Here is a 22,986-nt window from a genome sequence, read left to right as displayed (position 1 = left end):
GCGGTGACACTCCAAGACATTATTGGCTGGTTTACCCACTGCTGTTGCTATGTTTCACCCAATTGAGAACTGCTGTAATTGATGTTGCAGCTTTCCGAAATTAAAAAGTAGTAAATAAAGCCTTTCATCCAGAAGAATAAAAGGGAATGAATTGATTCATTGCACTGATTAGATGATTAAATCCAAGCAATAAGTTTGAATTGGGGAAAATATCTAACCAAGGATAAACCGACCAGAACAATAAGAGTGGTTGGACAACTAATCGCAGATTATTTAGAACATTTTTCCATCCGCTTGCATGATTCCATTGTTGATGGTTAGAAAAATCTGCAGAATTACTTTTTTGATTCTCAGTTTGAATTTGATGAGATTGATGTATAGCTAAAAAAGCTGGAGAACTTAAACTAATCATTGTATAAACACAAAAAATGATCTCCCACCACCTTTCAATATCCTTAAAATTAGTAAAGCGATAATCTGTCCAACCCAATTCCTGTTTACACTGCCGGAAGCCATATTCTACCCATGTTCTCATTCCGTATAAGTCACCTAAAGTCTTCTTCAAGTTTCCTTGGAGATTGGTCATGATAAACGAAGTAGAATTCTCTGGCATCGTTTCTGGGTCGGTAGTTATTTCCCAGTAAGTTCTCGCTCTTTTTTTACCGTAAATTATTTCCCTAATATATCTAGTCTCTGACTTTTGGTTGCTAAAGGTTCGCTCAAAAGAACTCCATTTATTCGCTCTAACGCTTTGGTTCGGTGGCAGCCAGACTCCGTGATTACTTCTTATTGCTACTACATAGTCTAAATTGTGTTCAGCTAACTTACTCAGAAATTGGCTACTTTCACGCAAAGTTGCCGGGACGGAAGCTTCCGTCCGGCAAACTTGCTCACCATATAAACTATCTGCTAAAACTAATTTGATATTAAAGCCTTCGTTAATTAACTCTGTAATAATTTCTGCTGCTAGCTCAATTTTAGTTTGATATTTATCTTCTGCTTTTAGCGTTCCTTTAGGCTTAAATACTTTGACAATTAAGGGAAAAATTATATTACAGTAAACTCCATACGCGTTAACCGAAACTATGCCGTTATCTATTTTCCCGATGCTTCCTAAATATTGCCTAGCCACATAATCTGTTTTTTTGCCTTTTTTTCGATCTCCTGTCTCATCAATCACTACAGTTATGGCATTTCCATGTAATGCTTTTTTTATCTTTGTTAATCTTCTGCTTCTTAATTGCTCCGTTGACCAGTCTGAGTTTGCTATAAAGTGATGTAGTGACTGCGCTGAGTTTATACTTACTACCTTAGCTATCTCCGGCAAGGATTTTCTTTTTATTGGTGATATTATCCCTAAGTGTAAATATTTGAAGCACTCATAATTTCTTACTTCTTTGAATAAGTCTCTATACTCTGCACAATACTCGTCTATAACCGTTACTGTTGGTTGAGCATCTCTAGGCAAATGCTTCAAGATTTGTAATTCTACATCCATTGCTCTACCTACCTTATAGAGATTTATCCTTCACTTATTTTATCTATTATATTTAGGAAACTGACAAAAGAGGGGTAATACGCAAGAGCGCGTAATCGGGGTATGCAGTCATGAATTTGATGAGAAAAGAACAAGTTTTGGAAGTTCCCAAAAAAGCCGTCAAAAAGCGACTTGTCTTCATTCACTAAATCTTTGGATTAGTTGCATAGAAAACCTCCCATCGCTGGGACTCTCTTTCCTTATAAAGTTTTTGCAACACAACCGTAATCTTTACAGCGCAACGTGAGATTAAGTGAATGCTACACTCTACTCGTCCTCTCGATGCTTGTGGCGCGAAGCAGTCTGTTCTAGGCGCGGTGCGAGTGATAGGATAAGCCACACCAGTAGAAGCCCAATCAGGCTTGTTACCCATAACCCACAACCCGTCACCAATCCTAAAGCAGCAGTCGTCCAAATAGCGGCAGCAGAGGTCAATCCTTGAATTTTGGGTTGAGCCGTTCCCTGAACAGATTGGTGGAAGATTTCGCCTGCCCCTAAAAACCCGATTCCTGTCGCTACACCTTGAACAACTCGACTGATCGCATCCGGTGATGGCGAAGGACTAATCTGCATCGGAATCAGCGCCATTAGTGCGGCTCCTAGACCAACGAGCATATGGGTTCGTAGTCCCGCAGGTTTGCCACGCGATTGGCGATCCCACCCGATGACTCCACCGATGAATACTGCTAAAACAAGTCTAAATATTGGGCTATCTGGGTCAATCAAGCGATACACAACACTACTCATCCAAGAATTAAAACTGCTTTAGTAAGCTCTAAAACGTTAACAACGATAGAACATTTTGATTAAATTTCCTCCTTAAGGCGAACCGGGATGAGGCGTTCTAGATGCTTTATGATCGTCAAAATCATCAGCACCAAAACTGCGCCTACTAAGCTTAGAATCCATAAACCACAACCTGCACAAGCTCCTAACGCCGCCGAAACCCAAATCTCTGATGCAGATGTGAGTCCTTTGACACTGGATCGTTGAGCCTCCTGATCAGACTGACGCAAAATCATTCCTGCACCCAAAAAACCGACCCCTGTAGAAATTCCTTGGATCACATAGCTAATCGAGCCTTCAGGTTGACTCACGTTCAATTGAACCGGAATGAGTACCAGTAACGCGGTAGTCACTGTAACTAACATATGGGTTCGTAGCCCTGCCGCTTTTCCTGCCACCTGACGTGTCCAGCCAATCAAGCCACCGATTAGTAACGCCTCACTAAGCCTGAGTGTTACGCCTGACCAATCATTGGGGTGAAGAAGAATAGGAGTTGCCATTACTTTAATCAAACCATAGCATTACGCTAGACTACCATAAGCGATTAGATGAGTTGAAACCATTAGATTGTTTTACATCCCTTCTCAAGCAAGTAGAGAACAAGAGTGAATAACGCTCTTTAATCACTCTCATGAGCCACTTTGAGCTTAAATATCCAGAATCTACAATGTATTCAACGTCCCACGGCATCTAAAGTTCAGTTACTGTCGCATTCAACGACATTACAGTTAACAGTATTCAACGCCTCAACAATCTCACAAATACCCTTCAATTTGCATTATCTATTATTGCCGGGTTAACATAACGCAATTAACTACTCTAAAGAAGTTCAATTAAAGTATCCAAGTGAAATTCTCAAGAGAAATCAGGACTCTTTTAACGGAGTATAGTGGGCAACCACTCTACTTAAGTACACTTCTGAAGCATTCAGGAGAGTATAGCTTTGGGGTGATGATAACGCTTTTAACCTTGCCCTTCTTGTTGCCAGTTCCGTTAGTTGGAATCTCTACTCTCCTGAATTTGGCATCTTTTCTCCTAGGAATGCAGCTAGGGTTAGGTTTTCACCGACCCTGGCTTCCCAGGTGGCTCACCCGTTTGCATCTCTCATCAGCAGTATCCGCAGGGCTGCTCAAAAATCTTGATTGTTTGCTGCATCCTTTGGAGAGACTGGTTCGACCACGGTTAGAGGTTTTTGTCCGCAATAGTCTTTCGTGGCGGTTAATTGGGTTCTGTGTTGCCTGGTGTGCTGCTTTGAGCGCTTTACCTTTACCGATTCCTTTTACAAATAAAATTCCAGCCTTGGCGACGCTTTTTCTAGCTATAGGAATGGTTGAGTTGGATGGAATGCTTATTTGTTTCGGCTATGCAACAGTTGTCTTAACGACAGTGTTGTTTGCTGCACTTAGCAGTATAATTTGGGGAATGCTGGGAAGCTGGACTAAACTTTTAACTGACTACGTTAATTTTCTCTGTTAATTTTCTCTAGTAGCATCAGTTAAAGGAAAAATTTAGAAAACAAAGCATTCTAAACGAAAGTAGCTACAAGCTATTTAAGAAAGTTAAATTAACTTCATGAATAAAGGTGAATTGGTGGACGTAATTGTAAGTAAGGTTGAGCTTACCAATTACAACTGCAAAGTGTTTGTGACCGATCAGGAGTTTTCTGTCCTCACCAAGTTTTCGCCACACAACCAGTATTCTAGTAAGAATAAGAAGTCAATTGAAACCAGCGATTCATGCCGTACAACTTTCAAAGAGATCGTATTTCCACTGTATTAGATGCACTTAACCAGCAAACGGTTGAGCAGTTGAAGGCGCTGGGAAGTTTGCTGGCTGCGGGCAGTATTCCTTCGCGCAAAGCCGAACTGGTAAATTATGTTCTGCAACGAATGCAAGGTGAATCGCTGCAACGCCTTTGGGAACAGTGCGATCATACCCAGCAAGCAGTAATTTCAGAAGTGGTGCATTCAGCAGACGATCGGTATCAGCAAGCACGATTTGTTAGCAAGTACGGTAAAGAACCCCTTTGGAGTACGGGTGAATCCTATTCTTACAACTATAAGCCTTCCATTTTGGGCTTATTTTTTTACAGTTTCACAATGCCTCAAGATTTGAAGGCACAACTGAAGGCGTTTGTGCCACCCCCGGAGCCAACACGCATTGCGAGTGTCGAAAGTCTGCCAGACACCCTCTCCCGCACTGAGAAAGAGTACGGCTACAGCAACCGCAAACGCGAATCCCGCCCCGTTGAACTGCCGCTACATATACGTGAAACAGAGTCATTAGCACGGCGGGATCTACAAACTATCCTGCGCCTAGTAGATTTAGGTAAAGTTACCATTAGTGACAAGACGTTTCATCCCACTGGAGCCACCCTGAGCGAGATCGCCCAAGTGTTAGAGTCAGGAGATTATTACAGCGACTGGACGGCAACCCAATCACCGGGAGGCTGGCAGTATAATTACGAGATCGGATTTATCAAACCCTTTGCCTGGGTGATGCTGTTACAGGCAGGCAAATTGGTGGAACCTAGTGCCAAACGTCTGAACTTGACCAAAGCAGGACAAAAAGCGTTGAATGAGCCAGCAGAAAAGACGCTACAAACGCTCTGGAAAAGCTGGTTAAAAAATACTTTACTCGACGAACTACGACGAGTTGACAGTATCAAAGGACAAACAGGCAAAGGTAAACGGAGTTTGACGGCGGTTGCCGGACGACGCAGTAAAATTGTCGAAGCTCTCAAAGATTGTCCGGTTGATCACTGGATTGAGTTGACTGATTTGTTTCGCTACATAATTGCTGCGGGCTATGAGTTTGAGGTCAGCCGTAATCCTGAGAGCCTGACGCTGGCGGGGTACGGGTCCCTATATGATGATTCCAGTTTCTTAATTTTAGAAGCACGATATATCCTCTGTTTTCTATTTGAATATGTTTCCACTCTAGGATTAGTAGATGTGGCATACATTCATCCTGATGATGGCGTATTCAACTTCCACAAAGATGTAAATATGAATTACTACTACGGTGGGTGTTTGAGTCGCTATGATGGTTTAACGTATTTTCGGTTGACTCCGTTGGGCGCGTACTTATTGGGCTTGAGCGATCGTTATACCCCTGCAACCTTACCGCCAAAGCAAGTTCTACGAATTTTGCCTAACCTGGAAGTGGTTGCAGTGCAACAACCCAGTCGCGCCGATCGCCTCCTGCTTAATAATTTTCTGCAACCCATTTCTGATGCGGTGTGGCGGCTCGACCAAGGAAAATTACTAGATGCGACTTCTCAGGGACGAAGTGTAGACGAACTGCAAAAATTCCTGAGTGTCAATAGCAGCGAAGTCCTACCACAACCTGTAGCACAATTTCTTGCCGACATAAAAACACGCACCACCAGTTTGCAAAACTTGGGTTCAGCCCGATTAATTCGCTGTACAGACACTGCACTTGCCACCTTGATTGCAAATGATTCTCGCACCAAAGCCTATTGCTTCCTAGCTGACGTGCCAAAAGCGATTGCTGTCGGACAAGCCTGCTACCTGGTCGTACCAGGGGCAACGGAAGCCAAATTTTATAATGCTTTGAAGAAATTGGGTTACAGCCTTCCTGTTTGAGTTAAGCCATCATGTCCTACGTTTTTGAAAATGCTCTGATTATCCAAAGCGATCGCTCGGTTCTTCTGGAAGTCCATTCGCCGCGTGCGGATGCTGCCCGTAATGCGGTTGCTCCTTTTGCCGAACTAATTAAAAGCCCAGAACACATTCACACCTACCAGATTTCACCGTTAAGCGTCTGGAACGCACGAGCGGCAGGAATGCCCGTTTCTGAGATGATTGCAGCCCTGCGATCACACGCCAAGTATCCGATGCCGGAGGCAGTAGCGCAAGAAATTGAATCATTGGGTAGCCGCTATGGGCTGACCGTGATTGAGCGAGGTGATGGGCATTTGCTGCTAAAGATGGCTGATTTACCTTTAGCAGAGTTGCTCAGTCGCAATCAAGCAGTCGCAAAGTTGCTAGGTGATCGCTCCTCAGATTTAGTCTTTCAAGTCAATGCTGCCAATCGTGGGGTGCTGAAACAGGCGTTGCTGGCAGCAGGCTATCCTGCGGAAGATTTAGCAGGATATGTGGAAGGTGATGCGCTAGCTATTGAGTTACGAGCAATCAGCCAAGCTGGCTCTTCTTTTAACCTCCGTCACTATCAAACAGAAGCCGTCGCAGCATTCTATCAGGCAGGACGCGCTCAAGGCGGTAGCGGTGTAATTGTGCTGCCCTGTGGAGCCGGAAAAACGATGGTGGGCTTGGCAGCCATGACTGCTGTGCAGTCAAATACCCTTGTTCTCACCAGTAGTTTAACTTCGGTGCGGCAATGGCGACGGGAGTTACTCGATAAAACCACTTTACCGGAGGACGCGATCTCCGAATACAGTGGAGAATCGAAACAAACGGCACCCGTGACACTAGCAACTTACCAAATTCTCAGCTACCGTTCTAGTAGAGACGGTGAGTTTCCCCATTTCAAACTGTTTAGCGCTCGCTCATGGGGCTTGATTATCTACGACGAAGTTCACCTGTTGCCCGCACCAATTTTTCGGATTACTGCCGAACTGCAAGCCCGTCGTCGCTTGGGCTTAACCGCCACGCTGATTCGAGAAGATGGCAAGGAAGGCGATGTCTTCGCACTGATTGGTCCCAAACGCTACGATGTCCCCTGGCGCGAACTAGAAGTACAGGGCTTTATTGCCGCCGCCGAATGTAGAGAAATTCGCGTGCCGCAAGCTCCCGAGCGCCAGATGGAATATGCTCTAGCAGACAAACGTCGTCAGTTTCGTATTGCTGCTGAAAATCCGCGCAAGTATGAGGTCGTACAATCGCTGCTACAAAAAGAAGCGGGACATCGCATCCTGATCATTGGCGAATATCTAGATCAACTCAAGCAGATTGCCCAAAGGACAGGATTACCTGTTGTGACCGGAAAAACGCCACAGCCAGAGCGTGATCGTCTGTATGAACAATTCCGTTTTGGAGCCATCACTGGATTAATCTTGTCACGAGTCGGTAATTTTGCCTTGGATCTGCCCGATGCAGATGTCCTAATTCAAGTGTCGGGTAAATACGGCTCTCGTCAGGAAGAGGCACAACGGTTAGGGCGAGTTCTCCGTCCCAAAATCGATGGTCACAGCGCCCATTTTTACACCTTAGTGTCGCTTCGCACCTGTGAGGAAGAGTTTGCCCGCCATCGCCAAGTCTTTCTGGCAGAGCAAGGCTACAGCTACCAGATTGAAATTATCAATGATGCTGTATCATAAGCTTTTTCAAATCGTAGTTTGTTTTTAACTTGCCCACAGTAATAGATGAGGGATTAGCCTTAGCTTTGATATCAGCAATTGAAGCCAGAGGACAACGAGGAAACTACCCTGTTGAAGTTTTAAGTTTAATCATTTCTGGCTACTTTTTGCCGATATAATGCAGAAGCTTGTTTTCCAGGATGAGAAGGGCAATGTTATTTTCTAAACCGATAGTTCTTTGGTAGGCAAGATTATTGAGGTTAGGTTTAAGTCGCTGCACTGAGAGTTTTCCTTATTCTGGACAAGGATATTCATTCTCAAAGTCTAAGTGAATGTTCTTAAATCTTTTAGTAAGTTCTGCCTGTTTTAAAGCAGAGCAGGTGATTTTATAGTTATTGCCAAGAATAATTTTAGAAAGATGAGGGAGTTTCAACAGGTCTTTCGGTAAATCAGCAAGATCGTTAAACGCTAAATTAAGCTCTTTAATACTTGGGATTGAAAATACCACTTGAGGAATGGTTCTGTACCCATTCCTACCGAGATTTAACTTTTCAAGTTTCTTCAACTTGCTCAAACTTTGGGGCAGTAGTTTTCTTCCTCTTGGTTGCTCAAATTCTCCAGAAATATCTTGAGCGCCATAAAGATTCAGTTCCTTTAACTGGGTCAAGTTTCCAATGCTTTCTGGCAATTGAGGATTCATCACGCAGCCGTTCCCCTCATCCATATTCAAAATTTTGAGTCTCTTTAATTTCCCAATTCCATCTGGAATACGGTCAAGTTTTTCAAGGCAATGTATTTCAAGCTCTTCTAGATTGGAGAATTCCCCTATTTTACTTAGCTTTTCTCTATTTTCGTCAGGCGTGATTCTTAACTTCTTGACGGACTTTGCATTTTCCAATGCCAATGTCTGGACGGCAGAGCCACCAGAGTAAGCCCCTAAGACTAAACAAGTCAATAGAATCTTAAGTAGAGATAAATTCTTACAAAATGACATAAAATATTTCTTTTGTTACAGCAGTTAAGAGTATATATTCTCTCAAAAAGGGGATCATTAATTCATAATTATTGGAAATAACTCTTGCCACTTTAACTGCTTTATTAACAATTTATTTTGAAACTGGTAGTCACTTCAAATGAAGAAAGGCACGGTCAAGAATTTCCATAACGAACTGGTAAACCTCTGGTTCGTCTGATGCTCTGGGTCCCGCAACATTAAGATTGACTATTGCGAACTCTAAAAGAAATAATTGAAATCGATTAATAGTATTAATATCAACTAACTTTTTACATATGTGTAGACACGGCTTTTCGTATTTTTTAGCTAATTCAACAGTCAACAAAGTTCCTGCAAAAAATTCTTCAGAAATTGAGAATACAGCCGTTCCATCAGAGTCACGGACATTCCATTGAGTCCGCTCAGAATACTCAAATGATGGCGTTTCAGTTAAGTTGTAACGTAAAGGGATAATACCATCTTCGGCCTTTCGTCCTTTAGGACACCAACCCCCATGAGGAATTTGATGAGCTATAGCCCAATCGAGCGCTGCTCGGTCTGCTCCCGTCTGACCACCAGAGACTATTCTTAATCCGCTCTCTGGTAATATTTTTGTGTTCATCCTAACGTTACATCTTCGTAGAGTCCTGCTATTTCCCCCTCAAAATCAATACTATCGAACCGAAATGATGTCCTATCCGGTCGATAAGACTGTAATACCCATAACCCTTGCCCGCCACGCCGAAAGCAATCAACCCTTTGGCGCTTAGTGCTGATTAAAACGTACTCGCGCAAGCTGGCTACTTCTTGGTAATCAGCTTCTTGAAAAGGTTTTGGTGAGGCAAAGCCACACCCAAAACTTTCCGCAAATTTATCGCCCCGGTCAAAAGCTTCGGTAGATTCAGACAAGACTTCAATGATTAAAGTAGGGAAACGTTTATAGAACCCATTTGACATCTCTAAGAAGCTGCAAGCCTCTTGATCATTAACCTGACGAAACAAAGATTGAGCTTAGTGGTTGCATTTGCGCTTGGTACTCTCGTGGTTCTTAACCAGAATCTTACAACGCTCCATCCAAGCATTAGAACGCTCAATCACCCACCGAGCAATGGCTGGAACAAATCCAGACTTCCCTGCCGCTGCCTTCTCTTGTTTGGATGGCTTGGTAGACAATTCAAACTTGATCTTTTTCATAATCTGCGGATACACCTGCTCTAACTGCTGTGTTAAATGGTCTGGATGATAGCCGTGATCTAATAGGAGCGTGATCTTGGGAATGTTCATAGGCTTCGACCGGAAGTAGGCGCACTTTGTGCGTCAACATCTCAAGCAGTCCCGCATCGTCGGAGAGATTTGCGCTCGTACAGTGCGTAAAGAAGGGAAACCCTAATGTATCAACCGCTAAATGCCGTTTGATGCCATTGGTTGCTTTGTAAAAGCAAAACCCTTAAGGGCTCCACACTGGCATTACAGGTGTTTTGCACCGCAAGAGAAGTCAATAATGATTAGCGTTGTCCACTTGGCTTTTTTTTCACTTGTTCTCGCACTTGTTCATGCAAGACTCTCATCAATTGAACAATTGCTCCTGCTTCTCGCCACTGTTTATAGTGCCAGTAAACAGTTGAGTAGGGCGGCAGGTCTTTCGGTAAGTCTTCCCAGATGAGCGCCATTTTTCAGTTGATAAAAAATGCCATTAATGATGTCTCGTTTTGTCCAGTTCGAGGGTCTCGTCCGCTTCTTGGGTGGTAATATTTCAACCAGTAACGGTTCCAGAATTTCCCATTCTGAGTCGGTTAAGCTGCTAGAGTATGGCATCGTCACTGCACTAGAGATCATCATTGACCTTACTTCATCCTACTAAAAAATGTCAAATGGGTTCTATAAGTAGAGGTTGCCTGGTCGTTGGGATCGCAAGTAACCATGATATCAGGGTAGTAAAACCGCTATACGTGATTCGATTCGAGCTTTCATATCAGAGATGTAAACGCGACAACCAAAGCCTCGTACATGGCTGCGTAAACTAGACGCGAGGTTTAGAGCAATAGTGACATGAGCATCGCACTCGCCTACCATAGCCAAGATTTGTCCATCAACATACTCATGCTTGACAATGCTTTGCTCCTCCATCTGGAGGTACTGCGCGGAGGTGAGATAAGGCTGCCTAGGAGAAGCAATCATAGAGGATAAACCCAAACATGATAGTTATTTTCCAGGATACTGCCTAATTATGTGATCGCGTGTCTTTCTACTCAAGAGCAAAATAACTGCTCAACATAAGTTATAAAGAATGTATTGTTTACTTCAATTTATTTTTCTGGTGCAAAACTCTCAAGCCTCCGACCCTACCATTGCCAAACTACTGGAAGTTGATGCTGATCTAGCAGTACAAGAAGTTGAATTAACACTTCAACTCCAATCAATTCAAGAAAAACGCCACAGTCTCAAAAACGTTATTAGCCTATTTCCTCCGGTAGACACTGCTACTCGTACACCTGTAACAACACCGACACCAGTGGTGGAAGATGTGGCAGACATTACTGAAGAAGCGGCAAATCCAAAATTAGACAAGGTGACGACAGACACTATCGAAGCTGCACCACAACCTTCAAAGCGACAAGGTAAGAAAAACTTATCACCTAGCAATAGTAAGCCAAGCAAGAAAGCTGTTGTACCTGCCCAGGAAACAGTCAAAGAAGCCGCTATTTGGCAACAGTATTTGCAAGACGAATTTGTAACTGATAGTTTAGCCGTTGCTGTTTTTGAAGTTATGCAGCAACAGCCAGAGCGAGTATTAGAGATTACGGCAATACTAGATGCCATCTTTGTAGTGGAAACTCCAAAAGATGTCAGAAGTACGGCGCGGGAGCGTGTCTCAAATGTCCTTTCGGTTGGTGCGAAGAAAGGAAAATGGTATCGGGGAAAACTGGGTAAGTATAGTATGTCGAAAGCAGCCGTTGAGGATAGCGCAACCAGATAAAAGGGTGGGGTATAAAATAATGGATCATAATACAACTACGTTATGTTCCATTATTTTTAAGCAATATGTTTAGGCAAAATGATTGTGAATGTAGTACAAACTCCGAGCTTGGAATCTACACTAATTTGACCTTCATTTCTTGTAACAATAAGGTCATGAGCAAAATATAAACCTACTCCAGTACCTTTGCCTTTAGGTTTAGTCGTAAAGAAAGGAGCGAAGATTTTATCTAACATATTTTGTGGTATTCCTGTACCATTGTCTTGAATGGCGATCTCTATAGAATTACTCTCCACTAAGTTCTTTGTTTTTATTAAGACTTCCGGTTTTAAATTCGGTTCAGCTAAACTCCTTTCGTAAGCAAATTGACAGGCTTTGTTAATAATATTTATAAATAAACACAATTTTATTAATTGTGTTTATTAAATTTTAACCACCAATCTCATCATTTTTGGGCAAAACTATAGTAAATATAGTGCCGATATCTGGTTGAGACTTTACTTCGATCTGACCGCCATGCCTATTAACAATGAGGTCATGAGCGAAATACAAACCGACTCCAGTGCCTTTATCGGGAGGTTTCGTAGTAAAGAAAGGATCAAAGATTCTATCTAGGATATTTTCAGGTATCCCTACCCCATTGTCTTGGACAGTTATCTCTACAGAACCATTTGCAACCAAATTCTTTGTTTTAATCATGACTTCTGGCTTTAGGACTTGTTCAGTTAAAGATTTTTCGTAAGCTGCTTGGCAAGCATTATCGATGATATTTATTAAAGCTCTGCTAACATACTGGGCAATAAGATTAACTTGACCAATTGAGTTGTCATATTCAGTTACTAACCTAACATCAAAATCGTTATATTTGTATTGCAAACTATAAGAAACTATTTTAATTGTTGACTCAATCAGTTCATTAATGTTGATAAACTGGGGAGGGAAAGCTGGACGATCTGTTGAAAAGTCATGCTTTGAATAGTTAATTCTATTCTTTTACCTTGGCTTCTAATATCTGTAATACTTGGAGTAAGCCCAGTAATAATTTCTTTAAGGTTCTCAATAATATCTGGGGGTAAATATTCATATTCTCGCTCAATTTCTAGCTGAAGATCCTGAGTCATTTTAATAACGATATCTGCAAGACTAATTACACAATTAAGAGGATTATTAATTTCATGAGCTATTCCTGCCATCAAAGTACCTAAAGAAGCAAGCTTAGATTGAGTGATAAGCTGCTGTTGAACGTTCTTCAGTTGAGTCATAGATTGCTCTAGTTGCTGGTTATTCAGTTTTAACTCTTGAGTGCGGTCGGCTACCTTTATCTCTAAAGTCCGTTGACGTTCGTTCAACTTAGTGATGTAGATATAGTTAGCAATTAATAAGGGAGATATGATTAAAGCTAAAAAAGAGGGGGCAACCGGAATCCACCAACCCCATAAAAAAGCTAAGTAGCTAATAGTTATTACTGCAACTGCTACTGCTAAACTGCTAGATATCAAACTTAGAAAAAACTTGGTAGCAAAGTTTTTTGGATCGCTAGTACGCCGCCATCTACTAGCTAAAATAGTAATTAGTACGCTCCAACTTACAATCCATAATAGTTCTTGTTGCTCGTTTAAAGTTTTAATTAATGGTCGATTGTCCAAAGCCGAACTAACAATTTGACTAGCTATTTGAGCTTGAACTTCTACCCCAGGGATTTCAATTGGTGTTGTGTTTAGATTCCAGCTATAAGGAGTAGAAAACTTATCATTGAAGCTTGGGGCAGTCCTACCAATTAAAACAATGCGATCGCGCATCAAATCGTTAGATTTTTTCCCTGCTAAAACATCGGTAATTGATAGTCTAGTAAAACTTTGATTGGGGTTGCGGTAGTTAAGCAAGATTTGGTAGCCGTCTGAATCCGTGCGGACGTAGCTACCAGCGTTTTTCTGTAACAGTCTATATATTGTGTTTTTTACTTTCATGCAACATTGATCGACAGTTTCAGGAGTAATCTTTTCCTTTGCTAGATAACTGAGGGCAAGAGCTACTCCTAAAGTTTGTCTTTGATTAGGAAATAATAGAGCGCGACGGACTACACCATCTCCATCTTCTACCGTATCAACCACAGCTACTTGGTTTAGCTGTTTGAGGATAGGTGGTGGGGCGATCGCTGAATCATACTTGTCGCCGACTACTTTTTCTATACCAATGAGGTTAGGTATAGCTTTAAATACTTGAGCTAATTGTGCATATCCTTTTCCCACTGGCACATCTCGGAAAAAGTCTAGTCCAATCGCTCGTGGTTTTTGCTGCTTAATTTTTGTTAACAACTGAGCTAATAATTCGTCTGATAGCGGATCTGCTGTTTTTAGGATCGCAATGTCTTTTTCTTCAAATCCGACAATTATAATTCTATTATCTACCGTTTCAGTAGGGCGCAGTTGGAAATAAATATCTAATGCCGTCCACTCTAAAGGCTGCAACCAACCTAGAGTGCGTACTGCAAGTATTGCTATTGTTGGAAATGCAGCCACAAGATACCAAAGCAAAGCTGATTTTAACTTACGCATAATCGAGTTGGGCAGTTGCCCGTGAATACTTCTACTGATTGCTAATAGTGTTAGGCTGCTGCAACTGCTGATCGCTTACTGTGGGCATTCCCACTTGATTTAACAACTTAGAAAAATACCAGCGAGGTACTTTGCCTTGCGGATTTGCCTTATAACCGATGTAGCTACGGTTAAGCGCATCATACCAGATCCCAGAGCGTGCATAAACCAAACTACGTTTTTGTTGCTCAGTACCGACCCCTGCAAGCGTTTGGGCAAGTTTAGGAGTAATAGCTACGCGCTTAATGGAGCTATAAGCATAGATGTTTTCAGAGGGACGCTCTTTATTACAAACTAAAGATACCGTCCAACGATACTCTTTGCCTAACGCTAACCCAGGAATATCTGATGGTAGTGTAAGTTGCACAATACCTGGACGCTTTACTATGAAAGAGCGGTCTAAAAGCGGCTCGGCTACTCCTGGTTCTACCAAAGTAAAACGTACTGGTAACGTTGTGTTTGAGACGTACCAAAAGAACGTTGGACGAGCCGATACAGTCAAAGGGAGGTGGTTGTCGGGGACTAACAGTTGTAAGTTCGTATCGCTTGCGTGATGGTCGCTACGCATACCGCCGATGGCATCGCATCCTCTCGAACTCCTATTAGTCCGAGATGTCCTACTTGGTACTGCTGGCGGAATGTACACTTGGGCAGTTTGAGCATCAGGGTAACCGCATAAAAATCATTGAGTTAAAAGTTTGATGAGATAGAGATAGGTATGATCCCAAGCTGCCTTTTTGCGTCTGGCGGCAATGCCACGCTGGGATGAGGAGTCTTTGGTGAGAAGATTGAGAGCCAGATGCCTAAGCAAAGCCATGTTTTGAGGAGCAGAATCACGGCGAATGCGGTAGGCATCCTCATGAAAGGAGACATCCAGTACCCAGTGCAAAGAATTTTCAATTGACCAGTGTGTTCGCACGGCATTCATGAGCAAAGATGCCTGACTGGGTAGACTACTAATAAAAAATCGATTTTACGTTGTACTTTGACCGTTACAGCGCCGCTCACTTTGCAAGCGACGTTTGCGGAAGGAAGCTTCCTCTCGCAAAGCTCGCGCACCAAAACGACGGTTTGTAGCCCTTGCCATAGGGGTTTTTGGATTAGATAGTCTAGGTCTGATGTCCAACATCGGCGGACTTCGATGCGTCCATGACCCTTATCTATCGTCTGGGCAAAGCTGTGAGTAACGTCCTTAAATTTAGACTCTTGAGCCTGCTGAAACAACCACTGCACATCGTCAAACAATCCACCTTGGTTTCCTTTAAGCGCCAAGACATAATCACCACCGCCTTCAATGATGGTATTGGCAATTTCTTTCTGGCAGCCCATGGCATCAATTGTCTGACTCATTAACTGTTTCTACTTGCTTTACTTTACCCTAGCCTACGCTATATTTTTTAGGCGGTTGCCCTGTTCACAATTGATGAAAGACAATGCTATATTTGTAGCTAAAAATTGCAAACAAGCAATTTTGCTTGACATTAATTCTCATTTAACTTAATCTCACTTGAGAAGGGTTATCAGCTTGTAGAGTCATCCAACAGGCTGACGGTTGGTTAAGAATAGGGCTAGAGATATGTTATGGGCATAAATGAAGTATTTGTTGCCGGAGGGATTGTCATGTATCCCTTGTTGGCATTTTCGTTGACAGCGATCGCGCTAATTATTGAACGCTGTTTGTTTTGGTATAAGATCAACCAGAAGCAACGCCGTGTAGTGCGCGATGCATTAGCTGCCTACCGCGATGGTTTAGAGATTGTTTTATCCAAGTTGCGACAGAATGGCGATTTGCCCATTGTCCGCATTTTTCTAGAAGCCCTAGAACTAGATTATGCCCCACCCCAAGCTTTTCGCCTTGCTCTAGAAGGTGCAACTGGGGCAGAATTGCCAATACTACAGCGATTTAATCCGGTTTTTTCCACAATTATTACTGGCTCTCCCCTCCTTGGCTTATTAGGTACGGTTTTGGGTTTAATTCGCACCTTTTCTAATCTCAATATTGGTAATACAGGTGGTGGAGGAGTTGGACAAGTAACGGCGGGATCTCCGAAGCCTTGGTTTCTACAGCTTCTGGCATGGTAGTTGCTTTTATAACCCTCCTTTTTTACGGTACGAAGAGCGACAAACAAATGTAGGAATAAAAAGTTTGGGACAGGGGAGAAAGTAATGAATGTGCCTAATGACGATAATGATTCTCTGCCAGAGATTAACCTTACTCCAATGATTGATGTTGTTTTTGCGATTTTGACATTTTTTATTTTAGCCAGCCTGCTTTTAACTCGTTCGGAGGGTCTACCTGTAAATCTCCCAAGTGCAAAGACAGCAACACAGCAAAATCAGACCCCAACTAAATTAACAGTAACCATTGACGAGCAAGGCAAAGTGTCCCTCGATCGCCAAAGAGTTGAAGTCAGCGAATTAGCAACGCGAGTTAAAGCATTGAAAGGAAATAAACCAGAATTACTAGCGATCGTCAATGCCGAGCGAGCGGTGGTACATGGTTAGGTAATTACAGTAATGGATGAATTACGCACAGTACCAGGAGTGAAGTTAGGCATTGCTACACAGCCGAAGTAATCGATATGTCAAAAAACTAAATAGAATGCCGTCTTTTTTACTTGCTTGGTACAAGCGCTACTTATTTAAAGCTTTAGCGTTTACATTCAGTCTTATTTTTGTCTTAATTGTCGGCAGCCAAAGTTTTAGCTCTACTTCTTTATCTAATCAGATACTTTGGGATACCTATGGCGTACCGCATATCTACGGTCAAACTATCCCTAGTGCATTCAAAGAATTTGGTTGGGCGCAAATGCAAAGTCATGGGAACTTACTTTTGAGTCTTTACGGTCAAGCTAGGGGAAGGGCGGCCCAGTATTGGGGAGAGGAGTATGTAGAATCAGATCAATGGATCTTAACTATGGGTGTACCCGATCGCGCCCGTGCTTGGTATGCTGCCCAAAGTCCAGCTTTTCGCAGCTATTTAGATGCCTTCGCTTCTGGTATCAATACTTATGCCCAAGCACACGCCGATTTAATTGATGACTCGGTAGAAGTGGTACTACCAGTCAAGGGAGAAGATATACTCGCTCACTTGCAACGAGTCCTCAACTTTACTTTTATTGTCGATCCTACTCAAGTTGCAAATTTGAGTCACCAACAGCCTAAAGCTGGCTCTAATGGTTGGGCAATTTCTCCCCAACGTTCGGCAAGTGGCAATGCTATGTTACTTGCAAATCCTCATCTACCTTGGTCAGATTTATTTTTGTGGTACGAAGCGCAAATAACCGCCCCTGGAATTGATGCTTATGGGGCAACACTGGTTGGGATTCCAGTTTTAGCGATCGCTTTTAATGATAATTTGGGCTGGACGCATACCGTTAATACTTTTGATGGCTGGGATGCCTACGAACTCAAGCTTGCTAATGGTGGCTATATTTTTGACGGGAAAGTTCGCCCTTTTGAGAGCGAAACTTTTTCTTTGAAAGTAAAGCAAAAAGATGGATCGCTTAGTAACAAAGAGCTTGTAGTTAGGCGTTCGGTTCACGGTGCTGTATTTGCTGCCGATAAAACTGTAGCCTTGCGCGTTGTCGGTTTAGATCGACCAGGTACGTTAGAACAGTGGTGGGATATGGCGCGATCGCAAAATTTCCAGCAGTTTCAAGCCGTACTGCAACGCTTGCAACTACCAATGTTTACAGTTATGTATGCCGATCGCGCCGGGCATATTATGCACCTATTTAATGCTCAAGTGCCAGTACGCCAGCAAGGAAACTTTGCTGATTGGGAAAAGATAATTCCTGGGGACACTTCCAAAACTTTGTGGACTAAAATTCATCCCTACCGTGACTTACCGCGCATTGTTGACCCCGATAGCGGCTGGTTGCAAAATGCCAACGATCCACCTTGGACTACTACATTCCCACCAGCTATTGATGCTAATAACTATCCGGCTTATATAGCACCGCGTTCTATGTCTTTTCGGGCGCAACGTTCAGCCAAGATGCTATTTGAGGACGATAAAATTTCCTTTGATGAGATGGTTGCTTACAAGCATTCTACACGCATGGAATTAGGCGATCGCTTACTAGACGATCTCATTCCTGCGGCTAATAAGTACGGGAATAACATCGCCCAACGCGCAGCTAAAGTATTGCAAACTTGGGATAGACAAGCTAACGCCGATAGTCGCGGTGCAGTATTGTTTGCCTTGTGGGTGCAAGCAATGGATTTAGATACAGCATTTAGTCAAACTTGGAGTGAAAAATCGCCGCGTACAACACCAGATGGGTTAGCCAATCCTCAAGCTGCTGTTGCCACTTTAGAAGCTGTAGCGGCGGAGGTTGAAAAGACTTATGGCGCGTTGAATGTGCCTTGGGGAGAGGTTTTTCGTCTCAAGTATGGCAATGTAGATTTGCCTGCTAATGGTGGTTTTGGAGACTTAGGGATTTTTCGCGTACTAGACTTTATTGCGGCAAAAGACAATCGATTTCAACCTGTAGCAGGAGATTCTTTTGTTGCAGCTATTGAGTTTTCCCAGCCTGTAAAAGCAATGGCGCTAACTAGCTATGGCAATGCAAGTCAACCAGGATCTACTCATATTGGCGACCAATTGCCGTTATTTGCTCAAAAAAAGTTACGTCCAGTATGGCGGGACTCCAAAAATATCAAAGCGCATTTAGTAAAAAAAGAGGTGTTTTAATAGACTTCTTGCCACAGTCATGGGACTTCTTATAATAGGAATCGTTGCACCAAAGCAAGGGGTGTAGTTGTCACGTTAAATTTGGGAAAATCTAGAGCAGCCTATTACCCATGATATTCTGCTGAAAGCGCAATTTAGGGCGCTATCTTGAGTAACAAAACTATGGCAAAGCTATCAGAAGAAGTTTTAACCATTGTTCTGAATTTGCAGCGACAACTGTTAAAACTTATTGATGAAGTAACAGCAACAGAATTTGTAATTTTTGAGCAATTTGGTGAGGTGGAGGGAACAATTGACTACTTTAGACAACTGCAAAATGCACAAGAACGGGCAGATTCGTACTATCAACGTTTGTTTACCACTTTGCGCCAAATATATCCCTCTCAACCTATTGCTGCTCATGATAGGCTAGAGCTACTTGACCAATTTATTGGTGAAGCTGAGGCTACTATAGATGCTGTAGGAGCTACAATTTCTGAAATTAGGAGAGACTTTAACTTGTCATGAGCAATCAACCAAGAATTCCCGATCCAGAAACAAGAGTGCGTCACATTGCTAGATTGAGCGAACTTAACAAGCGTATGGATAGACACATTTTGGATTTAGACGAATTAAATGCTCGTTTAGCAATGGATTTGTGCCAACAAAGACGGCAGATGTATTTTAAGGGCGATGGACTCCACACAAACGCTTGAAGGCTTCTAGTTTGTAATGTTGTTGCTTGTAAATCACACTTCAGTTTTCTCTATTAAGAGCTGTTCACTTAGGCTTTGCAATAATACATCCTGGGCAGAGTGCAAAAAGAAATGATCGCCTCTAAACATTTGTAATTGAAAAGAGTTTATTGTCTGTACGCGCCAGGCGGCTAATTGCTCGTAGCTTACTTCTTTATCTTCTAAGCCACCAAAAATTGCGAAGCCCGTAACCGGGCGCGCTTGCGCTATCGCACAATCTAACGGCGGCTCGTCAATATATGTATAATTTTCCAAAACTGCAAAATCCGCCCGCAAAATGGGTACAAGTATTTGCATTAATTCGGCATTCTCTAGCACGGCGGTAGGAGTACCGTTGAGGCGGCGCAGTTGGGCTATAAATTCTGGTAGAGGTAAAGCGTGGATGGGTGCAATAGTCCCAGCAATTTGCGGAGGGCGACGACCAGATATAAATAAGTGAGTTGGGTGCAGGTTGTAATTTGCTCGTAAAAAACGCGCTACTTCAAAACTGACCAATCCTCCCATGCTATGACCAAAAAAGGCAAAGGGCTTTTCAAGGTTGGGTAATAAAGAAAAGGCGATCGCATTTACCAATGATTCCATACGACTAAACGGTGGTATGTGTCTCTGGCTTAAGCGTCCGGGCAATTCTACCAGGCAAACTTCTTGCGAAACAGCAAAGAATTACCGCCTGCATAAGGAAAACAAAATAATTTCATCGCAGCTTGGGAATTGGGATTGCAGGTAACAAATGAATTGATGGTCACGGGAGTCATAGTTTCGTTTTTGGTCGTGGTTAGATATGTCTAACCACGATTTTTAAAACTTTAACGAGTAGAATCTTCCATTTTTTTCCTTAAACTTAAAGGTCGCATATCTGTCCAAACTTCTCTCACATATTCCAAGCATTCATGTTTTAAACCGCTTTTACCCACATCTTTCCAGCCAAGGGGATTTTTTTTATCCGCCAACCAAATTGAATATTGTTCTTCATGATTAACTACAACTTTATAAATTGTGTTGTCTTCTTGTTCATCTTGATACATATTTTTCTCCTATTTTCTAACACAGTTCATCAAAGAATCTCATTTGTAATGCAACTATTTTAACTTTCGCCATTTTTGAGATAGGTTATTTTTAGGTTGATACCACCACATCACTAAACCTGTAATAAATAACATCAATGGTGTAAGTCCCACAAGAAAGTAAAGAATGCGGGTTGGTAAGCCCCCAAACGTACCAAAATGCCAAGAGTTAAAACTATCTACCACCTCATCGCCTAAAGAAAGCGATCGCGAATTTCTTACCTGCAATACCTCCCCGGTATATCTATCTAAATAAACTCGACTGCGCCATACTTCTTTTTCTTCAGGAAATTGTTTACCGACCATAAATACTGATTCAGGACTACTAGGAAAACTGATATAAGTTGTTTTAGCGCCGGGTAAAGCCTCATCTGCACTTTTTAACATTTTGGCAAGTGCTATAGTTGATTTGCCTTGCACTGGTTTAGAGGCTGGTTCAGTAGGAGTAGGGGTAAAGGTAGCTGCATAAATTATTGGTTGAGTATAGGCGTAAAAGTTCCAGCAAAAGCCAGTAAAACCATTGATTGCTAGAAAAATAGCCGCAATAATTCCTACTACTTTATGAATATCAAAATTGAGTCTTTTGATCGAAGCATTAGTTTTAATTTTGAACCCAGCAATCAACTTGCGCCAACCAGGCCAAAGGATAATACCCGTAATACTCAGTACAAATAAGAAAAAAGCTGCAATTCCTACTACCACAGTGCCAAGTTCCCCCGCCAACAAAGTATTGTGCAAGTTGTAAGCAATATCCATAATCGTATATTGGGGAATGCGATCGCCTAATATCTTACCTGTATAAGGATTAACAATTACTTCCGTTGTTGGTTGATTATCTCCTCCTAATTCCACTCTAATTGGCGCATTTGCTTGAGTTGGTAACTCAAAAAAACTCAGCGTAAACTTAGGTTCTCGATAAGCCGCTTTGACTGTATCAATAACCGATAAAATCGATACTTGTTGCCGTTGAGGAACTATTTGCCCAAACTGAGATTGCAACAGAAAATGATTAATTTCATGTCTAAATACTAGCAAGCTACCCGTCAAGCCTACAATTAATATAATTAGTCCGGCAACTAATCCCAAATAGCGGTGTAATTTAAAAGCAGTGCGGCGAATCATATTAAAACTCAATAGAAAATGAACCAACAACGGTTAAAGGCTCACCAGGTACAACAGTGTTTCTGCCAATTTCGCTAGTAGCAAAATAGCCAACATCAAATAAGTTTTGCACGTTGATTCCGGTGCGCCAATTATCTCGACGATAAAAAATTGCGGCATCGGTACGCACATAACTTGGTAGCTGAAAACTATTTTCTAAATCTCCTTGTCTATTAGCTACATAATAAAAACCCAAACCAAACCCCAATCCTTGTAAATCGCCACTTTGCAGTTCGTAGGTTGTCCACAAACTAGCTTGATTTTGCGGTACATTGGGAATTTTATTGCCCACTGGAAAATCATTACTTTCCGTAATTTCAGCATTAGTATTGCTGTAAGCTGCGATAATATTTAATCCTGATAAAATCTCTCCAGAAACATCTAATTCAATTCCCCGGCTGCGCTGTTCGCCGATTGCAATACTAAAGGCTTCTTCAACGGGATCGGTAGTCGCAATATTAGTTTTAGTAATTTGATAAGCTGCTAGTGTAGCGGTGAATCTTTCATTTAACTGCGTTCTAACTCCTACTTCGTATTGCGTTCCGCGCGTCGGTTCTAACAACGAGCCATCGGCAAGAATACCGCTATTGGGCGCAAAAGAACGGCTATAGCTGGCATAAACTGAAACTGGTTTAATGGGTTGATAGACAATACCGATACGCGGACTAAAAGCATCATTTGATTGGCTAATTTCGCTATCGTTTAATTTGTCGTCTACTTCTTGAGTGACGCTATCGAATCGACCGCTAATTAAAAATTTAAGATTGTCAGTTATGGCAATTTGATCTTGAAGGAAAATACCTAATAAATTGACTGTGGTTTTGTCATCGCGCAAAAAGATTAGTTCGGAACGATCTGGTCGCGGACGCTGGTTATAGATAGGATCGTAGATGTTGATACTTGGTGTAAAACGATCTTCTACAGAAGTATCGAAAGCATCGGAGGGTGTTTTAAAAAAACCTTCTAGGGTACTTCTTTGCAAATCAAACCCAAGTAATAGCTGATGCGCGACGGAGCCTGTATTAAATTTGCTAGTTAGCTCGGTCTGCATTGCATAGATTTTAAAGGCATTAGCATTATCGAAGTAATCACGTGATAGCTCTCCAGTTTCTTCGTTTAATTCTAGGGCGTTAGTATTTTTAACTGTTTCGTTGTTTTG

29 protein-coding genes are annotated in these 22,986 nt (G+C 42.2%); 10 read left to right on the top strand and 19 right to left on the bottom strand.

The window, feature by feature from the left end; genetic code table 11:
• Positions 1 to 124 precede the first annotated feature (124 nt).
• The 3 genes from C7B70_RS21530 to C7B70_RS21520 all read right to left on the bottom strand — a co-directional run bounded on the left by C7B70_RS21530 (position 125) and on the right by C7B70_RS21520 (position 2,823).
• Positions 125 to 1,498 (bottom strand): IS701 family transposase, encoded by a 1,374-nt coding sequence (locus C7B70_RS21530; protein WP_106371007.1) that lies wholly within the window; start codon positions 1,496 to 1,498, stop codon positions 125 to 127.
• A gap of 306 nt (positions 1,499 to 1,804) precedes the next feature.
• A complete protein-coding gene (locus C7B70_RS21525; RefSeq protein ID WP_106371006.1) occupies positions 1,805 to 2,284 on the bottom strand; it encodes an MgtC/SapB family protein in 480 nt (159 codons plus the stop codon).
• A 59-nt stretch (positions 2,285 to 2,343) separates the two neighbouring features.
• Positions 2,344 to 2,823 carry an MgtC/SapB family protein gene (locus tag C7B70_RS21520; RefSeq protein ID WP_106371005.1) on the bottom strand — a complete coding sequence of 160 codons (480 nt, stop codon included), beginning with the start codon at positions 2,821 to 2,823 and terminating at the stop codon, positions 2,344 to 2,346.
• 346 nt (positions 2,824 to 3,169) lie between these two features.
• On the opposite strand from C7B70_RS21520, the gene C7B70_RS21515 reads away from it, so the two are divergent.
• The 3 genes from C7B70_RS21515 to C7B70_RS21505 all read left to right on the top strand — a co-directional run bounded on the left by C7B70_RS21515 (position 3,170) and on the right by C7B70_RS21505 (position 7,625).
• A complete protein-coding gene (locus tag C7B70_RS21515; protein WP_158260546.1) occupies positions 3,170 to 3,799 on the top strand; it encodes an exopolysaccharide biosynthesis protein in 630 nt (209 codons plus the stop codon).
• Positions 3,800 to 4,059: 260 nt separating this feature from the next.
• Positions 4,060 to 5,931: a hypothetical protein gene (locus C7B70_RS21510; RefSeq protein ID WP_106371003.1), complete on the top strand. Its 1,872-nt coding sequence runs from the start codon at positions 4,060 to 4,062 to the stop codon at positions 5,929 to 5,931.
• Positions 5,932 to 5,942: 11 nt separating this feature from the next.
• A complete protein-coding gene (locus C7B70_RS21505; protein WP_106371002.1) occupies positions 5,943 to 7,625 on the top strand; it encodes a DNA repair helicase XPB in 1,683 nt (560 codons plus the stop codon).
• Between the two features lie 271 nt (positions 7,626 to 7,896).
• Here C7B70_RS21505 and C7B70_RS21500 read toward each other — a convergent pair whose 3' ends face one another.
• The 6 genes from C7B70_RS21500 to C7B70_RS21475 all read right to left on the bottom strand — a co-directional run bounded on the left by C7B70_RS21500 (position 7,897) and on the right by C7B70_RS21475 (position 10,776).
• Positions 7,897 to 8,598 (bottom strand): hypothetical protein, encoded by a 702-nt coding sequence (locus tag C7B70_RS21500; protein ID WP_106371001.1) that lies wholly within the window; start codon positions 8,596 to 8,598, stop codon positions 7,897 to 7,899.
• A gap of 130 nt (positions 8,599 to 8,728) precedes the next feature.
• Entirely contained in the window at positions 8,729 to 9,220 is a 492-nt protein-coding gene (locus C7B70_RS21495) for a putative molybdenum carrier protein (protein WP_106371000.1), read from the bottom strand.
• Entirely contained in the window at positions 9,217 to 9,555 is a 339-nt protein-coding gene (locus tag C7B70_RS21490; RefSeq protein ID WP_199192433.1) for a Uma2 family endonuclease, read from the bottom strand. Before C7B70_RS21490 ends, C7B70_RS21495 begins: the two co-directional genes overlap by 4 nt.
• 54 nt (positions 9,556 to 9,609) lie before the next feature.
• Positions 9,610 to 9,882 carry a transposase gene (locus tag C7B70_RS27205; protein ID WP_199192432.1) on the bottom strand — a complete coding sequence of 91 codons (273 nt, stop codon included), beginning with the start codon at positions 9,880 to 9,882 and terminating at the stop codon, positions 9,610 to 9,612.
• A 318-nt stretch (positions 9,883 to 10,200) separates the two neighbouring features.
• The gene (locus C7B70_RS21480; protein WP_199192431.1) at positions 10,201 to 10,437 is read right to left on the bottom strand and encodes a transposase; all 237 of its coding nucleotides are present in this window, start codon (positions 10,435 to 10,437) and stop codon (positions 10,201 to 10,203) included.
• 87 nt (positions 10,438 to 10,524) lie between these two features.
• Entirely contained in the window at positions 10,525 to 10,776 is a 252-nt protein-coding gene (locus tag C7B70_RS21475; protein ID WP_233221043.1) for a Uma2 family endonuclease, read from the bottom strand.
• A gap of 139 nt (positions 10,777 to 10,915) precedes the next feature.
• Here C7B70_RS21475 and C7B70_RS21470 point away from each other — a divergent pair, with 139 nt between their 5' ends.
• Entirely contained in the window at positions 10,916 to 11,575 is a 660-nt protein-coding gene (locus tag C7B70_RS21470; protein ID WP_199192430.1) for a hypothetical protein, read from the top strand.
• A 56-nt stretch (positions 11,576 to 11,631) separates the two neighbouring features.
• Here the strand turns inward: C7B70_RS21470 and C7B70_RS21465 are convergent, their stop codons facing one another.
• From C7B70_RS21465 to C7B70_RS28480, 6 genes are read right to left on the bottom strand one after another with little or no spacing between them, the layout of a single operon-like run.
• Complete coding sequence (locus C7B70_RS21465; RefSeq protein WP_158260545.1) at positions 11,632 to 11,979, bottom strand: sensor histidine kinase; 348 nt, start codon at positions 11,977 to 11,979, stop codon at positions 11,632 to 11,634.
• A gap of 25 nt (positions 11,980 to 12,004) precedes the next feature.
• Complete coding sequence (locus tag C7B70_RS21460) at positions 12,005 to 12,451, bottom strand: sensor histidine kinase (protein ID WP_158260544.1); 447 nt, start codon at positions 12,449 to 12,451, stop codon at positions 12,005 to 12,007.
• 32 nt (positions 12,452 to 12,483) lie between these two features.
• A complete protein-coding gene (locus C7B70_RS21455) occupies positions 12,484 to 14,130 on the bottom strand; it encodes a CHASE2 domain-containing protein (protein WP_106370996.1) in 1,647 nt (548 codons plus the stop codon).
• A 31-nt stretch (positions 14,131 to 14,161) separates the two neighbouring features.
• Positions 14,162 to 14,815 (bottom strand): DUF928 domain-containing protein, encoded by a 654-nt coding sequence (locus tag C7B70_RS21450; RefSeq protein WP_146134126.1) that lies wholly within the window; start codon positions 14,813 to 14,815, stop codon positions 14,162 to 14,164.
• Positions 14,816 to 14,851: 36 nt separating this feature from the next.
• Entirely contained in the window at positions 14,852 to 15,097 is a 246-nt protein-coding gene (locus tag C7B70_RS28485; RefSeq protein WP_106370994.1) for an ISAs1 family transposase, read from the bottom strand.
• Positions 15,094 to 15,519 carry an ISAs1 family transposase gene (locus tag C7B70_RS28480; RefSeq protein WP_106370993.1) on the bottom strand — a complete coding sequence of 142 codons (426 nt, stop codon included), beginning with the start codon at positions 15,517 to 15,519 and terminating at the stop codon, positions 15,094 to 15,096. The genes C7B70_RS28485 and C7B70_RS28480 overlap by 4 nt, the downstream gene beginning before the upstream one ends.
• A gap of 231 nt (positions 15,520 to 15,750) precedes the next feature.
• On the opposite strand from C7B70_RS28480, the gene C7B70_RS21435 reads away from it, so the two are divergent.
• The 6 genes from C7B70_RS21435 to C7B70_RS21415 all read left to right on the top strand — a co-directional run bounded on the left by C7B70_RS21435 (position 15,751) and on the right by C7B70_RS21415 (position 19,563).
• A complete protein-coding gene (locus C7B70_RS21435; protein WP_255409363.1) occupies positions 15,751 to 16,251 on the top strand; it encodes a MotA/TolQ/ExbB proton channel family protein in 501 nt (166 codons plus the stop codon).
• Complete coding sequence (locus C7B70_RS28475; RefSeq protein WP_255409364.1) at positions 16,224 to 16,304, top strand: hypothetical protein; 81 nt, start codon at positions 16,224 to 16,226, stop codon at positions 16,302 to 16,304. The genes C7B70_RS21435 and C7B70_RS28475 overlap by 28 nt, the downstream gene beginning before the upstream one ends.
• Before the next feature lie 31 nt (positions 16,305 to 16,335).
• A complete protein-coding gene (locus tag C7B70_RS21430) occupies positions 16,336 to 16,674 on the top strand; it encodes a biopolymer transporter ExbD (protein WP_233221041.1) in 339 nt (112 codons plus the stop codon).
• A gap of 97 nt (positions 16,675 to 16,771) precedes the next feature.
• Positions 16,772 to 18,868, top strand: a complete 2,097-nt coding sequence (locus C7B70_RS21425) for an acylase (protein WP_106370992.1) — start codon at positions 16,772 to 16,774, stop codon at positions 18,866 to 18,868.
• Between the two features lie 162 nt (positions 18,869 to 19,030).
• Complete coding sequence (locus C7B70_RS21420; protein ID WP_106370991.1) at positions 19,031 to 19,375, top strand: hypothetical protein; 345 nt, start codon at positions 19,031 to 19,033, stop codon at positions 19,373 to 19,375.
• On the top strand, positions 19,372 to 19,563 hold the full coding sequence (locus C7B70_RS21415) for a hypothetical protein (protein WP_106370990.1): 192 nt from the start codon (positions 19,372 to 19,374) through the stop codon (positions 19,561 to 19,563). The genes C7B70_RS21420 and C7B70_RS21415 overlap by 4 nt, the downstream gene beginning before the upstream one ends.
• 33 nt (positions 19,564 to 19,596) lie before the next feature.
• On the opposite strand, the gene C7B70_RS21410 is transcribed toward C7B70_RS21415, so the two are convergent.
• The 4 genes from C7B70_RS21410 to C7B70_RS21395 all read right to left on the bottom strand — a co-directional run.
• On the bottom strand, positions 19,597 to 20,229 hold the full coding sequence (locus tag C7B70_RS21410) for a thioesterase II family protein (protein ID WP_233221039.1): 633 nt from the start codon (positions 20,227 to 20,229) through the stop codon (positions 19,597 to 19,599).
• Between the two features lie 179 nt (positions 20,230 to 20,408).
• Entirely contained in the window at positions 20,409 to 20,627 is a 219-nt protein-coding gene (locus C7B70_RS21405; RefSeq protein ID WP_106370989.1) for an MbtH family NRPS accessory protein, read from the bottom strand.
• A 54-nt stretch (positions 20,628 to 20,681) separates the two neighbouring features.
• Positions 20,682 to 21,788, bottom strand: a complete 1,107-nt coding sequence (locus C7B70_RS21400; RefSeq protein WP_106371008.1) for a PepSY domain-containing protein — start codon at positions 21,786 to 21,788, stop codon at positions 20,682 to 20,684.
• Between the two features lies 1 nt (position 21,789).
• Positions 21,790 to 22,986 (bottom strand): TonB-dependent siderophore receptor (locus tag C7B70_RS21395; RefSeq protein ID WP_146134125.1); only part of this gene is annotated, 1,197 nt, incomplete at its 5' end.

This window comes from Chlorogloea sp. CCALA 695, from assembly GCF_003003885.1.
GTDB lineage: Bacteria > Cyanobacteriota > Cyanobacteriia > Cyanobacteriales > Chroococcidiopsidaceae > Aliterella.
Note: the sequence above shows the minus strand (reverse complement) of the source record. Positions and strands in the feature narration are given on the sequence as shown.

What these genes read in the sequence shown, in the direction of transcription:
- C7B70_RS21530 (WP_106371007.1), bottom strand. Translation starts at nt 1,498, where the DNA reads ATGGATGTAGAATTACAAATCTTGAAGCATTTGCCTAGAGATGCTCAA.
- C7B70_RS21525 (WP_106371006.1), bottom strand. Translation starts at nt 2,284, where the DNA reads ATGAGTAGTGTTGTGTATCGCTTGATTGACCCAGATAGCCCAATATTT.
- C7B70_RS21520 (WP_106371005.1), bottom strand. Translation starts at nt 2,823, where the DNA reads ATGGCAACTCCTATTCTTCTTCACCCCAATGATTGGTCAGGCGTAACA.
- C7B70_RS21510 (WP_106371003.1), top strand. Translation starts at nt 4,060, where the DNA reads ATGCCGTACAACTTTCAAAGAGATCGTATTTCCACTGTATTAGATGCA.
- C7B70_RS21505 (WP_106371002.1), top strand. Translation starts at nt 5,943, where the DNA reads ATGTCCTACGTTTTTGAAAATGCTCTGATTATCCAAAGCGATCGCTCG.
- C7B70_RS21500 (WP_106371001.1), bottom strand. Translation starts at nt 8,598, where the DNA reads ATGTCATTTTGTAAGAATTTATCTCTACTTAAGATTCTATTGACTTGT.
- C7B70_RS21495 (WP_106371000.1), bottom strand. Translation starts at nt 9,220, where the DNA reads ATGAACACAAAAATATTACCAGAGAGCGGATTAAGAATAGTCTCTGGT.
- C7B70_RS21490 (WP_199192433.1), bottom strand. Translation starts at nt 9,555, where the DNA reads ATGTCAAATGGGTTCTATAAACGTTTCCCTACTTTAATCATTGAAGTC.
- C7B70_RS27205 (WP_199192432.1), bottom strand. Translation starts at nt 9,882, where the DNA reads ATGAACATTCCCAAGATCACGCTCCTATTAGATCACGGCTATCATCCA.
- C7B70_RS21480 (WP_199192431.1), bottom strand. Translation starts at nt 10,437, where the DNA reads ATGATGATCTCTAGTGCAGTGACGATGCCATACTCTAGCAGCTTAACC.
- C7B70_RS21475 (WP_233221043.1), bottom strand. Translation starts at nt 10,776, where the DNA reads ATGATTGCTTCTCCTAGGCAGCCTTATCTCACCTCCGCGCAGTACCTC.
- C7B70_RS21455 (WP_106370996.1), bottom strand. Translation starts at nt 14,130, where the DNA reads ATGCGTAAGTTAAAATCAGCTTTGCTTTGGTATCTTGTGGCTGCATTT.
- C7B70_RS28485 (WP_106370994.1), bottom strand. Translation starts at nt 15,097, where the DNA reads ATGAATGCCGTGCGAACACACTGGTCAATTGAAAATTCTTTGCACTGG.
- C7B70_RS28480 (WP_106370993.1), bottom strand. Translation starts at nt 15,519, where the DNA reads ATGAGTCAGACAATTGATGCCATGGGCTGCCAGAAAGAAATTGCCAAT.
- C7B70_RS21435 (WP_255409363.1), top strand. Translation starts at nt 15,751, where the DNA reads ATGGGCATAAATGAAGTATTTGTTGCCGGAGGGATTGTCATGTATCCC.
- C7B70_RS21430 (WP_233221041.1), top strand. Translation starts at nt 16,336, where the DNA reads ATGAATGTGCCTAATGACGATAATGATTCTCTGCCAGAGATTAACCTT.
- C7B70_RS21425 (WP_106370992.1), top strand. Translation starts at nt 16,772, where the DNA reads ATGCCGTCTTTTTTACTTGCTTGGTACAAGCGCTACTTATTTAAAGCT.
- C7B70_RS21420 (WP_106370991.1), top strand. Translation starts at nt 19,031, where the DNA reads ATGGCAAAGCTATCAGAAGAAGTTTTAACCATTGTTCTGAATTTGCAG.
- C7B70_RS21415 (WP_106370990.1), top strand. Translation starts at nt 19,372, where the DNA reads ATGAGCAATCAACCAAGAATTCCCGATCCAGAAACAAGAGTGCGTCAC.
- C7B70_RS21405 (WP_106370989.1), bottom strand. Translation starts at nt 20,627, where the DNA reads ATGTATCAAGATGAACAAGAAGACAACACAATTTATAAAGTTGTAGTT.
- C7B70_RS21400 (WP_106371008.1), bottom strand. Translation starts at nt 21,788, where the DNA reads ATGATTCGCCGCACTGCTTTTAAATTACACCGCTATTTGGGATTAGTT.